Origin of the sequence: Clostridium sartagoforme AAU1 (genome assembly GCF_000401215.1) — a bacterium.
GTDB classification, from domain to species: Bacteria; Bacillota; Clostridia; order Clostridiales; family Clostridiaceae; genus Clostridium; species Clostridium sartagoforme.
The window spans coordinates 12,459-27,137 of record NZ_ASRV01000088.1 but is presented as its reverse complement, the minus strand read 5'-3'; the positions used below and the strand labels follow the sequence as shown (position 1 = coordinate 27,137).

At 27.4% G+C, this 14,679-nt stretch carries 17 protein-coding genes; all 17 read right to left on the bottom strand.

Annotated elements, in window-relative coordinates; translation table 11 throughout:
- Nucleotides 1–211: 211 nt before the first annotated feature.
- The 17 genes from A500_RS06705 to A500_RS06625 all read right to left on the bottom strand — a co-directional run bounded on the left by A500_RS06705 (nt 212) and on the right by A500_RS06625 (nt 14,667).
- Nucleotides 212–559, bottom strand: coding sequence for a hypothetical protein (locus A500_RS06705; protein WP_016206832.1), 348 nt, complete (start codon nt 557–559; stop codon nt 212–214).
- 230 nt (nt 560–789) lie between these two features.
- Nucleotides 790–1,029, bottom strand: coding sequence for a hypothetical protein (locus tag A500_RS06700; protein ID WP_016206831.1), 240 nt, complete (start codon nt 1,027–1,029; stop codon nt 790–792).
- A gap of 472 nt (nt 1,030–1,501) precedes the next feature.
- Entirely contained in the window at nt 1,502–2,659 is a 1,158-nt protein-coding gene (locus A500_RS06695; protein ID WP_016206830.1) for a THUMP domain-containing class I SAM-dependent RNA methyltransferase, read from the bottom strand.
- An 11-nt stretch (nt 2,660–2,670) separates the two neighbouring features.
- A complete protein-coding gene (pyrR, locus tag A500_RS06690) occupies nt 2,671–3,210 on the bottom strand; it encodes a bifunctional pyr operon transcriptional regulator/uracil phosphoribosyltransferase PyrR (protein ID WP_016206829.1) in 540 nt (179 codons plus the stop codon).
- Between the two features lie 12 nt (nt 3,211–3,222).
- On the bottom strand, nt 3,223–4,134 hold the full coding sequence (locus tag A500_RS06685) for an RluA family pseudouridine synthase (RefSeq protein ID WP_016206828.1): 912 nt from the start codon (nt 4,132–4,134) through the stop codon (nt 3,223–3,225).
- A gap of 111 nt (nt 4,135–4,245) precedes the next feature.
- Nucleotides 4,246–4,836, bottom strand: a complete 591-nt coding sequence (locus A500_RS06680) for a DivIVA domain-containing protein (protein ID WP_016206827.1) — start codon at nt 4,834–4,836, stop codon at nt 4,246–4,248.
- Between the two features lie 17 nt (nt 4,837–4,853).
- Entirely contained in the window at nt 4,854–5,624 is a 771-nt protein-coding gene (locus A500_RS06675; protein WP_016206826.1) for a YlmH/Sll1252 family protein, read from the bottom strand.
- Between the two features lie 68 nt (nt 5,625–5,692).
- Nucleotides 5,693–6,145 (bottom strand): cell division protein SepF, encoded by a 453-nt coding sequence (locus tag A500_RS06670; protein WP_016206825.1) that lies wholly within the window; start codon nt 6,143–6,145, stop codon nt 5,693–5,695.
- Entirely contained in the window at nt 6,138–6,815 is a 678-nt protein-coding gene (locus A500_RS06665) for a YggS family pyridoxal phosphate-dependent enzyme (protein ID WP_040436617.1), read from the bottom strand. Before A500_RS06665 ends, A500_RS06670 begins: the two co-directional genes overlap by 8 nt.
- A gap of 97 nt (nt 6,816–6,912) precedes the next feature.
- On the bottom strand, nt 6,913–7,647 hold the full coding sequence (locus tag A500_RS06660) for a DUF881 domain-containing protein (protein ID WP_016206823.1): 735 nt from the start codon (nt 7,645–7,647) through the stop codon (nt 6,913–6,915).
- On the bottom strand, nt 7,648–7,998 hold the full coding sequence (locus tag A500_RS06655; protein ID WP_016206822.1) for a small basic family protein: 351 nt from the start codon (nt 7,996–7,998) through the stop codon (nt 7,648–7,650). It abuts the gene before it with no gap.
- 15 nt (nt 7,999–8,013) lie between these two features.
- Entirely contained in the window at nt 8,014–8,733 is a 720-nt protein-coding gene (locus A500_RS06650) for a DUF881 domain-containing protein (protein WP_016206821.1), read from the bottom strand.
- A gap of 16 nt (nt 8,734–8,749) precedes the next feature.
- The gene (locus tag A500_RS06645) at nt 8,750–9,496 is read right to left on the bottom strand and encodes a cell division protein FtsQ/DivIB (RefSeq protein ID WP_016206820.1); all 747 of its coding nucleotides are present in this window, start codon (nt 9,494–9,496) and stop codon (nt 8,750–8,752) included.
- Between the two features lie 188 nt (nt 9,497–9,684).
- Nucleotides 9,685–10,803 carry a stage V sporulation protein E gene (gene spoVE, locus A500_RS06640; RefSeq protein WP_016206819.1) on the bottom strand — a complete coding sequence of 373 codons (1,119 nt, stop codon included), beginning with the start codon at nt 10,801–10,803 and terminating at the stop codon, nt 9,685–9,687.
- A 22-nt stretch (nt 10,804–10,825) separates the two neighbouring features.
- Nucleotides 10,826–11,800: a phospho-N-acetylmuramoyl-pentapeptide-transferase gene (gene mraY, locus A500_RS06635; RefSeq protein WP_016206818.1), complete on the bottom strand. Its 975-nt coding sequence runs from the start codon at nt 11,798–11,800 to the stop codon at nt 10,826–10,828.
- Between the two features lie 38 nt (nt 11,801–11,838).
- Nucleotides 11,839–13,200, bottom strand: coding sequence for a UDP-N-acetylmuramoyl-tripeptide--D-alanyl-D-alanine ligase (locus tag A500_RS06630; RefSeq protein ID WP_016206817.1), 1,362 nt, complete (start codon nt 13,198–13,200; stop codon nt 11,839–11,841).
- A gap of 15 nt (nt 13,201–13,215) precedes the next feature.
- The gene (locus A500_RS06625; protein ID WP_016206816.1) at nt 13,216–14,667 is read right to left on the bottom strand and encodes a UDP-N-acetylmuramoyl-L-alanyl-D-glutamate--2,6-diaminopimelate ligase; all 1,452 of its coding nucleotides are present in this window, start codon (nt 14,665–14,667) and stop codon (nt 13,216–13,218) included.
- Between the last annotated feature and the right edge of the window lie 12 nt (nt 14,668–14,679).

The following is a 14,679-nucleotide window of genomic DNA, read 5'->3' as shown; positions in this document are numbered from 1 at the left end:
ACTATTTCATAATAATTCTTATTTTTATTATACATTATATTCACATATAAATACCATATTTTTGAAGTAATGCTGATTATATAATTTAAATCAATAATTAATACTTAATTAAAGTAGGGCACAAATTAAGGCTTTATTTTAAAATAATGTTGATAATATATTTAATTTAAAATTCTTCATAATAACTAATAGACAAATTATAATTTCTATATCAAATATTAGAGTGAATAAAAAATAGTATGGCTGACTCAGTCTCATAAAAATAAATAGTATAATTATCAAACTTTGTATACTTTGAATTTCCGATTGATTGCCCTTCTTTTATTTTAATATAAATATAATCGCCTTCTGAAATGCAAGGGTCATCAAAGTCATATTCATCAGTTCTATTAGAAGAATCCATCCAAGATCCAAAGCTAGTAAAATATGAACGGATATTTTCTATATTATCCTCTGTGACTACTGAATAAATATTACTTTCCTTCGAGAAATAAATTATTAGATTCCTCATAATGATACTTATAATAGTCCGTGTAATCTTGGAATCCGTCTTTAGCAAAATATTCCTCCTTATCTATATAACCTTTCAAAATTGATTTATCTGAAAAAGAAAAACACCCACTTATATAAATGGCCATTCCAATTAGCATATTAATACAATTTCCTAATATATTTAAATTGCACACTAAAAAATATCGTGAAATTCATCACTAAATAATACGGTATTTATATAAATATGTTTTTATTTTGTTTTCATAGTATAAGAATCATAATTAACCTAGAATGATTTTATTTTTTTGTTTTTGAATTTAATAACATTGCTATAACAAAGCATATAATACTTGGAATTAAAAATATTATGCCATGAATTATGTTATAAACAGATAATGGTGTTGAAGCGTAAGGACTAGAGTTAGTATAATAATCATAACGTAAATACACTAAACCTCCAAAAAAGCATATCAATAATATAATCCCAGTTATAAATGAAATCTTTATTAAAATGGATTTTATTCCTCTATTATCCATTATTTCACCTCTTTTTACTATTACAAAATAATTATAACATATTTTGTAAATACAGTACTATTCAATTTTTCAAAACCTTATATTAGTATCATACATAATTTATGGATTATAATTTCAGTATTCATTCAAATAAATTCTAGCTTAAATAAATATTGGCTTTCTAATTTTAAATTCCCTTACCATAGTATAACTATGCGCTATATTACTATGAACTATAAATTTTTAAATCTTACGGTATCTTCGATTTTGAAATTCTATATTTAATTATAATTTATTTACCTTACAATTCCTTAACAAAATTCTTAAATTTAACTTAATCGTATATAAATACAAGTTAGATATTTTTATGTTACAAGATAATATCATTTATAATATCTTTAGTTATTAAAAAAAGGATATGATTTATAGATTTAGCTATAAATCATATCCTTTCATTAATTATCAACTATACGCTACCCATTTTCAATCGTCGCTATATATGGTTTATAAGCATATCTCCATCATTTTTAATAAGCTCATTATCAAAGTATTGATAGTAATAGCATTTTAATTTACCACTATATAGCTTTCTGTTTTTAGTTGATTTTCTTCCAAATGGACCTTCAAATCCTTCATAAGATGTAAGAACATTGTAATCCCAGTTGAAAAATTTCTTTTTAAAGCTTCCAAAGATTTTGTATAATTGTTCTACTTCTTTTTTCTCTCCTAAACGTTCTCCATATGGTGGGTTAGAAATTATAAATCCATATCTGTTACTATTTGAAAAATCATTAAAATCTCTTTTTTGGAATTCAATATATTTAGAAACTCCTGCTTTTTCTGCATTACTTCTTGCTACTTTAAGTATTCTTCCATCTATATCATATCCTATAAGCTTTATATCTTTATTTTTAATTGCTCTTTCTGCACCTTCTCTTACTTGTTCGAAAACATCAGAATCCATTGTTGGCCAAGTTTCACATGTAAAACTTCTACACATTCCTGGTGCTATATTTTGCATAATCATAGCAGCTTCTATAAGTATAGTCCCTGATCCGCAAAAAGGATCAACTAAAATAAAATCTTCTTTCCATCTAGAAATAAGCACCATTGCAGCTGCTAGTGTTTCTTTAAGGGGTGCTGCTCCTGCTTCTTCTCTATAGCCTCTTTTATGTAAACCTGGTCCTGAGGTATCTATTGTTAATGTTACAACATCTTTTAGTATTGATACCTCAATTTTATATAATGGTCCATTTTCTTCAAATTGGCTTATTCCATAAGAATTACTCATACTGTCTACTATAGCTTTTTTTACAATAGATTGACAATCTGGTACACTATGTAATGTTGATTTTACGGATTTACCATTAACATGCATAATACCATCTATAGGGATTATATCACTCCATTTTACATTCTTTGTACCTTGAAATAATTCTTCAAAACTTCTTGCTTCAAATTCTGCCATTTTTATTAATATTCTATCTGCTGTTCTTAAATGAATGTTAGCTATTGCAATATCCATTTCATCTCCTGTAAAATGTACCTTTCCATTTTCTGTTCTTAAGTCTTCATAGCCTAAAGCTTTCAATTCTTTTGCAGTAATACCTTCAAGACCAAAGGTTGTTGTTGCAATTAAATCATATTCCATATTATTCTCCTCTATTTTTCTTCGTAAATTTTTACTGAATCATTACCGTCAATTTCTTCTATTTCAACCGCTATTATTTCACTTTTTGAAGTTGGGATATTCTTACCTACATAATCAGCTCTTATTGGTAGTTCTTTATGTCCTCTATCTATCAATACAGCTAATTGTATTTGTTCTGGCCTTCCTGAATCAATTATAGCGTCAATTGCCGCCCTTACTGTTCTACAAGTATATAATACATCATCTACTAATATGACCTTTTTACCTATAACATTTACACCTAAATCCATATTATTAACTCTAGGCATATCTTTTATTTCAGTTATGTCATCTCTGTATAATGATATATCAACATAGCCTACAGGAACTTTTATTCCTTCTATATTTTCTATATTTCTTGCAATTCTTTGTGCCAAAGGATATCCTCTTCTTTTAATACCAATTAAAACTATGTTTTCAATACCTTTATTTTTTTCAATTATTTCATGCGAAATTCTTATTAAAGTTCTTTTTATTGCTTTATCATCTAATAAATTTGCCTTTAAGTTCATTTAAATCCACCTCTATTTTCTTATATTTTCTAATAATTCTAAATAATATTTAGGTAAATCTGAATCAAATTCCATATATTCCTTAGTTCTTGGATGAATAAATCCTAAAGTTTTTGCATGTAATACTTGACCTTGTAATTTAAACTTTTGTTTTTTATTGCCATAAATAGGATCCCCAACTAAAGGATGCCCAATTGAAGACATGTGAACTCTAATTTGATGTGTTCTTCCTGTTTCTAGCCTGCATTTTACTAAGGCTGTTCCATTATTATATTGCTCTAAGACTTCATAATGGGTTACGGCTCTTTTTCCATCTTCAACTATAGCCATCTTTAATCTATCTTTTTTATTTCTTCCTATGGGTTTATCCACGATTCCATCAGATTTACTAAATCTACCCTCAACTAATGCATAATACTCTCTCTTTATAGTATGTTCTTTGAATTGCTGCGCTAAACTATTATGAGCTTCATCATTTTTAGCTATTACTAATATTCCAGATGTATCTTTATCTATTCTATGGACTATTCCAGGTCTTATAATACCATTTATTCCTGATAAATCTTTACAATGAAACAGCAGTGCATTTACTAATGTTCCACTATAATTACCTGGGGCAGGATGTACAACCATTCCTTGTGGTTTATTTAGTACTATTACATCTTCATCCTCATAAACTATGTTAAGTTCTATATCTTCTGCTTCTACATCAAGATCCATTGGAGCTGGTGTACTTACTATTATTACATCACCATTTCTTAGTTTATAATTACTCTTGACTTCTTTATTATTCACTATAATTGCATTAGAATCTATTAATCCTTGTATAAAAGATCTAGATTTTCCATCTATAACATTAACTAAATATTTATCTATTCTAACTCCAATGTCTTCTTCTTTTATTTTAAATACTAATTCGTCCATTAATATTGTTCTCCATTTTCCTTATAATTCTTTACACATTATAATACATAAGAACTTTACACTCAATAGTAAAAAGAAAATAAAAAATCCGTATTAAACGGATTTTATGTATTAGTTCTTTGCAAAGAAGCTTTTTATTTCGTCCATATCTTCAGTATAAACTTCTTCTATTTCTTCTATGTTCTTACTGGATAATTCAATAACATCAATTGCTGCTTCTTCTAATGGTTCTGATATATTATAATTCTTAGTTAAGTCCTTTTCTAATTCATCAAAAGTTTCTGTTTGTGCATTCATAAAGTTTCTAAATTTAGCTCTAAACTTTATGAACTCTTGCTTTACCTTTTCATATTCATCATTTATAGAAACTACATCATTATGAGCCTTGTCTAAAATTTTCTTAGCAGAATCATTTGCATTTTTCAAAATTATTTCTGCTTCTTTTTGTGATGACTCTCTTGCTTGTTCAGCTGCATTTTGCGCTAATAACAGCGTGTTTTGAATTGTATTTTCTATTTTTGAATAATGTTCTAATTTTTCATTAACTCTTGATAAATTTTCTTTTAATCTTGAGTTCTCTTTATAAAGTTCTTCATAGTTTTCTATAATTTCATTGATAAATTCATCAACTTCATCACTACTATAGCCTCTAAATCCCTTTTTGAATTCTTTATTACTTATATCCATTGGAGTAAGTTTCATAAAATCACCTCTACACATTATATATATTTTTTTACTGCAATTCTCTGCTTCCCACTTCTAGTCTCGCCAATTATTTCGCCAATTATAAACTTTCCAATTCCTCTAATTGTAACTCTAGTATCTTTTGAAATTTCTTGACTTTTATCCCTAGCTTTTACATAATCTATTAACACTTTGCCACTTTCTATAACCTCAATTGCTTTTGATCTTGATACATTTGAAATTTTGGCTACAACACTATCTGCTCGTAATGAAGATACATTTATCAATATTTCTTCAAACTGAACAGATGGCAATTCATTATTATCTTCTATAACTTTTATTTCAATTGGAGACTTTCCAATATGCGATAAATTATTCAATATAAAATCACTTATATCTTCTAATACAGGAATATATGCTTTATCTTCTTTAACTATTATGTCTCCTAATTTATCACGCTCAAATCCCAATGATAATATTGATCCTAAATAATCTTTATGTTTCAAATTTGAAAAATTAGATTTATTGCTTATTCTTAAAATTTTAATAGGATAATTTGTTTTATAGTAATTATTAAAAGAAATTATTCTTCTTTCTGATTCTTCAAAAATCCCATTTGTTTCAACTATAAAATTGCTATTACTACAATTTTTTTCAAAAAAACTCCATATATTTGGTGAATGAAAGTTATTTGTAAACACAGTTATATCTTTTTCATAAGCTAATTTATATTTTTCATATATTTTTAAAGCTTCATTTATATCTTCTTCATTAAAGCTTTTGATTACTGTTTCTTTTTTTAACATTAAATCTACATCCTATTGTTAATTAAAATATTACTTATAAACTATTAACATTCATTATATTTAATTAATTATTTATTCCAGTTAAATAATGCTTTTGAGCTAAGTTCATTTTTTAACTCATTTGTAACTTCCACATTAGAAGGTGATAATAAGTAAACTCTTTGCTCTATTTCTTGTAACGTAGCACCTAAAACATAACAAGATCCACTTATAAAGTCTACTAATCTTTGTGCTACTTTTGTTTCTAAAGTAGTTGCATTAACTAAAACTATTTTTCTTGCTTTTATAGCATCAGCAATTTCTCTTGCATCATCATAACTATTTGGCTTTGTTACCATTACCTTTGCTGTGGATGCAGTATGAATATTTACTACTTTATTTCCTTTTTGTTTTGATATAATTGGTTCAATTTCTTCTTGTATTTCTTCTTCAAGTTCTACATCTTCTAAGTCTTCTAAATCATCATCATCATATTCACCAAGTCCAATTATTTCTTTAAATTTTCCAAACATATTACCCATTCGTTAATCCTCCTAATATATTTCTTTTACCAAATATTCCTTCACCAATTCTTATTAAATTAGATCCTTCTTCAATAGCTATTTTATAGTCATTAGTCATTCCCATAGATAAAATTTCCATCGAAATATTTTTATATGACTTTTTACTTAAAGTATCATATATATATTTCATTTTTTTAAAATAATATCTGTTTTCAGTATCATTTCCTTTTGGAATTATAGCCATTAATCCTCTAACTTTACAATTATTACATAATTCAATTTCATTTATTAAAGCATCTAACTCTTCCTCAAAAATTCCACTTTTATTTTCTTCTTTGCCTATATTTATTTGTATTAAAAGATTAGCTATAAAACCTTCTTTTGAAAATTCACTTTCTATCTTTTTCAAGAGTTTAATACTAGATAATGAATGTATTAAGTAGACTTTACCCACTAAATACTTGACTTTATTAGTTTGCAAACTACCTATAAAATGCCATCTTATATCTTTTTCAAGAATTTCTTCTTTTTCAATAAGCTCTTGTACTTTATTTTCGCCGAAATCCCTTTGGCCAGCCTTATATGCAATTTCTATATCTTCTATAGGCTTAGTCTTTGAAACTGCTACTAATGTTACATCTTTTGATAAATTCTTTTTTATTTTATTTATATTTTCTTCTATAACCAAGTCTTTTCCTCCTAAAGAAGTTATTAACATATACATTCTAGATATTCTTCAAAAAAACTTAAATTCCTTCAATTTTAAAATATTTTTTAATAAAATTTTATTTTTTCTGATATACTTCCATATATTTCACATCTGTATTTTGTTTCGTTGCAGAAATCACTATCTCATCTTTTTCTGAAATCTCTATTTTTAATTTTCTTAAAAGTAATTTTTGTATAAAACTATTTTCTGCTAATAAAGATGCTTTCATTTCCTCTGGATTACCTATAGCATAAATATAAAATGGGGATGATACATTTGATTGGTCTTCAAATGCTATAGAAGCTGAATAACATATTACTCCAGTATTAGGTAGTATTCTATGATCATTTATGGCTATAGCTTCTGCGCCTGCATTTTTTAACTCATTTAAAACCATTGCTGCGTCAGAATCATGGAATATCTTTCTCCATATCTCATAATAAGATTCTAAGTTATAATTTATATCTCCATCTAATATCTTTATTACTAATCCCGGCCCTTTAACAGATGTGATTCCACCTAAAGCTCCATAATCAATTAACTGATTTTTCATATCTTCAACTAGCTTCTTACTCTTCTCAGGATCATTACCTTCATATTTACTTATTTTATATCTATAATCTATATTTTCATTTTTTATTTTTTCTATTTCTTTGTACAATTTACTTCTTTCTTCTACTGCATTTTTATATTCAACTGCATTTAAAGATACATTAATTTTAGTATTATTTGCATTAATTCCAATTATTATAAGCAATCCTGTTACAACTGATGCCGATAAAATAAAAAATGTTGATTTTATATTTTTCATTTATTCACCTCGTTCACGAGATTTTAACTTTTCAATTAATAATCTTCTTATAACTGCAAAGTTATCAAATATTCTACCTCCAAAAACAATAACTGCTGCTATATACATTGGAATTCCAAGCTTATCTCCTAAGTATGCAAGACCCGCCGCTAACAATGCATTACCAAAGAAACCTGAAATAAATATATCTGATTTAAAGTTTTTTGATAAAGATGCTCTAACCGCACCAAAAACAGAATCTAAACATGCTAAAATTGCAACAGACATATAGGGAGATAAGGTATCTGGTATATTTACATCTAATAATAATCCTAAAAGTACACCTATTAATAATCCAATAAATGCTATCATCAAAATCTCCCTCCTTTAATTTATAGGTTTAACAAATTCACTTGTTAAAGACTGAGTGGTTTTATTTATTATAATCTCATCACTTTCTTTTACTTCGCTATTATAATTTTGTAATGCTTGATACTCTAATACTCCAACAAAAGTTACTGCATTTTTTAACGCTTGCTTATCACCTATAGCTTTTATTACTATCTTATCATTAGGATCTATTCTTCCAGCTGATCCTATCCAAATCCAATTTCCCGAATTCCTAATACCACTTTGTGGAGTAATTCTATAATCATTTACAGATATTGCTTCTGCTTTTGCAAATTTTAAAGAGTTAACTATATAAGCTATTTCTTCTTCACTAATAATTCTAGTTGTAGTTGAATTATTAGAGCCAAAAATATTAGTTTTAGGAGTTATAGTTATAACTACTCCTGGACCCTTAACATCCACTAACCCTAAATTCATTCTAGTATTATCAAGCTGCTTTTTTATTTCTCCTTCAACAGCACCATCTTTTGCAACGGTTTCTTCTAGTTGCTTCAGTTTTTCGGATAATACATTATTAGACTCTAAGAACTCTTCTTTTTCTTTTTTTAATGCTTCTATTTCTGCAATTATATCTAAATTTTGAACTATTTTATTTTCTTTATTTTTTTCATTAAGTAATTTAAATTGATGCGCAAGCAAAAATCCTAAAAATGCACAAACAACTGCAACAAATATTTGTGATGTAATCTTCTTCATATAGCTTCCCCCTTTACTAATCAATTTGCTTTATAACTGGTGGGCCATTAAAACTCATATCAATATACCCCTTTGAAATAACTCCTTGTTCAATTGCATTAAGAGCCAAATTCATTTTATCTGCTAAGTTAGTAATATCTCCAATTATTATTTCTACATTTCCTATATAACATACTATATTATTTATATCTTTAATATCTATTTTAGAAAAAACATACTCTTGTGGCATTAACTCTATTATTTGATAAAACTTCTCTAATACATTTTTCAAATTAGGATTATCAGTTACCTTATCTCCTACAGTCTTTTCCGTTAAATCAGCTCCTGTAAGCATAATTAATTTTCTGCCTTCTAAACTATCTAACTCTTCCACAATTATTCCTTCATTATTAATTGCCTTTAAATTTCCTTCACTTTCAAAATAATAAGCTATTTTATTTTCCTTTATATTTATATTCAAACTATTTATACCTTTTTTAGTTATTTTTATTTCTTTTACATAAGGATTTTCTTTTAGTTCTTTTTCAATCTCATTATAATCTATAGTGAATATATTTTGCCCTATATTATATTTTAGTTTTTCTTGTAAACTTTCATTTGTTAAAGTCACTAAGCCTGTTAAATTAATTTTTTTCAAATTGAATAAAGGTGATTTATATATAAATATTATAATTCCTATTGTAAAAACAAACAAAGCTAAAATTAGTCTTTTTATTACTTTCTTCTTCTTTTTTTTTCTTATAAATTGATTTGTATTATTCATAATTCCCCTACTTTTACATAATATAATCACTTACTATAATAATATCACTTTCTGGGTATTTTTTCATTATTATTTTTACTAAATTTAAACTTTTTATAATAATTTAATAATTTTATAATAATTTAATACTTTTCTCACATAAAAAAGAGTGAGAATTAACATTAAAACTCACTCTTCACAATAACAATTTATATCTCTTTTCCTTGAACTTGTCTTGATATGTTTAAAAGTATCCCTATTGCCATCATATTAATCACAAGAGATGTACCTCCGTAACTTATAAACGGCATTGGAACTCCTGTTACAGGCATAGAACCTGTTACAACTGCAATATTAATAATTGCTTGAACTGCAATTATTGATGTTATTCCTATAGCTAATAATGTTCCATAAGTATCCTTAGCTTTCATTGCAACCTTTATACCTCTCCATACAAAAAATATAAATAATACAATTATAAATAAACAGCCAATTAATCCAAGTTCTTCACCTATAATAGAAAATATAAAATCATTATGAGGTTCTGGCATATACAAAGTTTTTTGTCTTGATTGTCCAAGACCTAATCCTGTCACTCCTCCAGCACCTAGCGCGTAAAAAGATTGAATTAATTGATATCCATCTCCTGCTGGATCTTTCCATGGATTTAAGAAATTAAGCATTCTAGCTCTTCTATAATCTTCTCCAAAGATAAATAACATAACTGCAACTAACAATACTGGAGCAACTTTTCCGAATAAATCTTGAATTCTTCCACCTGCCACAAAAAGCATTATAAAAGTAACAATCATAATTATTGCAGCTATACTTAAGTTTTTTTCAGCCAATATCATTGCTGCAAAGAATCCTGATACTCCAAGATATGGTACTATACCAGACCAAAACTTTTTAACTCCATCTCCTTTTAAATCTAAGCTCATAGCTAAAAATAAGACTATAACATATTTCGTAAGCTCTGATGGTTGAAATGATAATGGTCCAAGTTGAATCCATCTTTTCGCACCATTTACTGCTGGAAAGAAAAATACTGCTATTAACAATGGTACTGTTATTATTAAAAGATGTGGAGTAATTCTTTTTAGCTTATGATAATCAAAACTAACCATAAAACCCATAGCTATCAATCCAGTAATTGCCCAAATTAATTGTTTTTTTAAGTACACCATACTATCGCCTTCTTTGAACATCGCATAGTATGAACTTGCTGAATATATCATAATTACCCCTATTGCTAATAAAAATATAACGGAATAGAATATACCATAGTCAATTTCACCCACTTTTCCGTGGGCTTTTTTTTCTCTCATAAAAACTCCTCCAATTCAGTAATTAAAGGGCTATAAATCCTATAAAGCTTAATATCACAGTCACTATAGCAAAAACTGTAACAATTTTTGTTTCACTCCATCCTTCTTGCTCAAAATGATGATGAATTGGTGCCATCTTAAACAATCTTTTTCCCCTTAATTTATAAGAGGAAACTTGTAGTATTACTGATATTGTTTCAAAAACATATATTCCACCAACAATAAATAATACTAATGGCAGCTCTAAGACTAATGCAATAGTAGCTACAGCACCTCCAATTGCTAGTGATCCTGTATCACCCATAAATACTTTGGCAGGATATGCATTGAATTTTAAGAATCCTAATAACCCACCTGCTAATACAATTGAAAATACTGCTAATGATTCATGTTTCATTATAAATGCTACAACTGCAAAAAATGTTAATACTAAAACACTTACAGTAGATGCTAAGCCATCTAACCCATCTGTTAAATTAACTGCGTTAGTTGCACCTGCATAATAAACTATTACAAAAGGAATATAAAGTATACCAAGTGGAATTTTTGTATCTATAAATGGTATTCTTAAACTTGTTCCTAAGTTAACATATCCATATACTGCAATAGCAGTTGAAAATATAACTAATAATAACATCTTTTGCCATGCCTTTAATCCTTCATTTTCCTTTTTCACAATCTTTAGAATATCATCTAAAAATCCTATAAATCCAAAAGCAAGTAATGAATAAAGTGCAATCATAGCTTCATCTGTTGGATTAAATCTCATTACCACCATTACTATAGCTGTTGAGATTATAAATATAACTCCTCCTATAGTTGGAGTTCCAGCTTTTTTCAGGTGGCTTTGAGGCCCTTCTTTTCTTATATTTTGACCAAACTTTAATCTTCTAAGCATTGGTATTGTTATAGGTCCTAGTACTAACGATATTATAAAAGCTAATACTAATCCCAAAGTTAAATTTGATGTAAATATGTCTATTAATTTATCCCCCATTGTTCCTGCCCTCTAAAAAGGACAGTTCACCTCCTTCGTTATATTGAGACTTCTTCCAATGAACTAACTATATCTTCAAACTTCATACCTCTTGAAGCCTTTACTAAAACTACATCATTTTCTTTAATTATAGTGCTTAAATTATTTATACACTCTTCTTTTGTAGTAAAAGTAATTAAGTTTTCTCCTGCAAATCCTTCTTTAAAACAATCATTATATTTTCCTATTGCTATTAATAAATCTACTTTATTTAAAGCATATTTTCCTACTTCCTTATGAGAATTTGCAGCTTCTTCACCTAGTTCATTCATAGTCCCAAGTATAGCTATTTTCCTTCCTATTTTATAACTACTAAGTACATCCATTGAAGATTTCATTGAGTCTGGACTAGCATTATAACAATCATTTATAATTGTTATCTTATTTTTTTTAATAACTTGCAGTCTCATTGATGTAGCTTCTAAATTTTTTATCCCTCTTTTCATTTCATTAAAAGTTACATTTAATTTTTTAGCTACTTCTATTGCAAGCATTGAATTTAATACATTATGTTTGCCAGCCATCGGTATTGTAAATATAATTTCTTCTTCTTTATCTTTAACAGTAAATGTTGTTTTGTCCTCCTCTAGTATAATATTAAATGCATAAACATCATATTCATGATTATATCCAATTTTTAGGATTTCAAAACACTTATCTTTTATTTTTAGCAAGTTTTCATCTTCTCCATTTATTATAAGAGAGTTTTCTTCACCAAAATAATTGAATATCTCACTTTTAGCCTTCAATATATTTTCTTGAGTTTTTAAGTTTTCTATATGAGATAACCCTATGTTAGTAATAACAGCTATATCAGGTCTTGCACAATTTGCAAGAACATCTATCTCTCCTAGGTTACTCATTCCCATTTCTAAAACTGCAACATCTATTGAACTATCAAGTTCTAAAATCATAAGAGGTAATCCTATTTGATTATTAAAGTTTCCTTTAGTTTTAAAAACCTTATATTTCTCACTTAAAAATGCTGCAATTAAATCCTTTGTAGAAGTTTTTCCACATGACCCAGTAACACCTACTATTTTTAAACCTAACTTTTTCCTATAGTAATGAGCAAGCTGTAATAAAGCTTTTTCTGTATCTTGAACTTTTATTACTGTTTCTAAATTCTCTGTATCATTTAAATCAAATAGTACTTCGTCAATTATTGCTACAGAGGCTCCTTTTTTAAAAGCTTCTAAAACAAATTTATTTCCATTAAAATTTTCACCCTTTATAGCTAAATATACATTATTTTTTTCTATTTTTCTTGTATCAATGCAAATACTATTAAATTCAGTTTTGCCCATAAATATTACTTCGCCATTTACAGCTTCTAAAAGCTCTTTTAAAGATAATTCCAATTTATCCACCTCTAATTATTTCTTCTTATTTGCTAAAATATCATCTACTATTTCTCTTTCATCAAAATGAATTACACCTTCATTAACAATCTGATAATTTTCATGTCCTTTTCCAGCTAAAACAATCACATCTCCTTCTTCTGCCATGCCTAAAGCAAGCTTAATTGCCTCAACTCTATTTTCAATTGCTAAATAATTTGATTTTTTAATACCTGCAACTATTTCTTTTATAATTACCATTGGATCTTCTTCTCTTGGATTATCTGATGTTATTATTGCTAAATCAGCAAGTTCAGTCCCAATTCTTCCAAGCTCAGCTCTTTTGACTTTATCTCTATCTCCGCCACATCCATAAACAGCTATTAATCTATTTTTAGTAAATCCTTTTAATGTTTCTAAAATATTTTTTAATCCATCAGGAGTATGGGCAAAATCTATTATTATATCATATGGTATATCATATTTGTATCCTATTCTTTCACATCTACCAGGTACAACAACATCTAATAATCCTTTTCTCATTAATTCTTTATCTATACCTAAAATGCTCATTGCCCCCACAGCACCTAGCGCATTATACACATTGTATTCTCCTGGCAGCACAGAGTTAAATTCTTCTCCATTTATCCTAAAATGTATGTCTCCTTCTTTTAACATAAGATCTGAAGCTTTAAAATCACTCTCATTTTTTATTGAATACGTCTTTATTTCTTTATTATCTAATTTTTCAACATCTCTTAATACTCTATAACCGAAATCATCGTCAACATTTATTACACAAGACTTACTTCTTTGAAATAATTTAAATTTTGCATCATAATAATTATCAAAAGATTTATGAAAATCTAGATGGTCTCTTGTTAAATTTGTAAATATTCCTATTTCGAACTCACATCCGTATACTCTATCTAAATATAGTGAATGTGATGAAACCTCCATAACGCAATATTCACAATCTGCCTCTACCATGTCCTTAAATAATTTCTGAAGCTCTAATGATTCAGGAGTGGTTCTTTCAGACTTAATTTTGGTATCACCTATATAATTAGCTATAGTTCCAACTAAACCAACTTTTTTACCTGCCTTTTCTAGCATAGATTTTAAAAGATATACCGTAGTAGTTTTTCCATTTGTTCCTGTAACACCTATTAATTTTAATTTCCTAGTTGGATGTCCATAATAGTTAGCCGCCATTAAAGCAAGAGCTTTTCTTCCTTCTTTAACAAGTAATACTGTTACATCATTTTCTTTAATATCTATATTTTTTTCACAAATTATTACTTTTGCTCCTGCTTCTATTGCCTTATTAGCATAATTATGTCCATCAACTTCAAAGCCTGTAAGACATACAAATAAGTCATCTACTTCTATTTTTCTACTATCATATTGAATGTTATTTATTTCCTTTTCTAATTCTCCACTTAATAATTGATAACTTACTCCATTTAATAAATCTAATAACTTCATTTCACCATCTCC

What these genes read in the sequence shown, in the direction of transcription:
- A500_RS06700 (WP_016206831.1), bottom strand. Translation starts at nt 1,029, where the DNA reads ATGGATAATAGAGGAATAAAATCCATTTTAATAAAGATTTCATTTATA.
- A500_RS06695 (WP_016206830.1), bottom strand. Translation starts at nt 2,659, where the DNA reads ATGGAATATGATTTAATTGCAACAACAACCTTTGGTCTTGAAGGTATT.
- pyrR (WP_016206829.1), bottom strand. Translation starts at nt 3,210, where the DNA reads ATGAACTTAAAGGCAAATTTATTAGATGATAAAGCAATAAAAAGAACT.
- A500_RS06685 (WP_016206828.1), bottom strand. Translation starts at nt 4,134, where the DNA reads ATGGACGAATTAGTATTTAAAATAAAAGAAGAAGACATTGGAGTTAGA.
- A500_RS06680 (WP_016206827.1), bottom strand. Translation starts at nt 4,836, where the DNA reads ATGAAACTTACTCCAATGGATATAAGTAATAAAGAATTCAAAAAGGGA.
- A500_RS06675 (WP_016206826.1), bottom strand. Translation starts at nt 5,624, where the DNA reads ATGTTAAAAAAAGAAACAGTAATCAAAAGCTTTAATGAAGAAGATATA.
- A500_RS06670 (WP_016206825.1), bottom strand. Translation starts at nt 6,145, where the DNA reads ATGGGTAATATGTTTGGAAAATTTAAAGAAATAATTGGACTTGGTGAA.
- A500_RS06660 (WP_016206823.1), bottom strand. Translation starts at nt 7,647, where the DNA reads ATGAAAAATATAAAATCAACATTTTTTATTTTATCGGCATCAGTTGTA.
- A500_RS06655 (WP_016206822.1), bottom strand. Translation starts at nt 7,998, where the DNA reads ATGATAGCATTTATTGGATTATTAATAGGTGTACTTTTAGGATTATTA.
- A500_RS06650 (WP_016206821.1), bottom strand. Translation starts at nt 8,733, where the DNA reads ATGAAGAAGATTACATCACAAATATTTGTTGCAGTTGTTTGTGCATTT.
- A500_RS06645 (WP_016206820.1), bottom strand. Translation starts at nt 9,496, where the DNA reads ATGAATAATACAAATCAATTTATAAGAAAAAAAAAGAAGAAGAAAGTA.
- spoVE (WP_016206819.1), bottom strand. Translation starts at nt 10,803, where the DNA reads ATGAGAGAAAAAAAAGCCCACGGAAAAGTGGGTGAAATTGACTATGGT.
- mraY (WP_016206818.1), bottom strand. Translation starts at nt 11,800, where the DNA reads ATGGGGGATAAATTAATAGACATATTTACATCAAATTTAACTTTGGGA.
- A500_RS06625 (WP_016206816.1), bottom strand. Translation starts at nt 14,667, where the DNA reads ATGAAGTTATTAGATTTATTAAATGGAGTAAGTTATCAATTATTAAGT.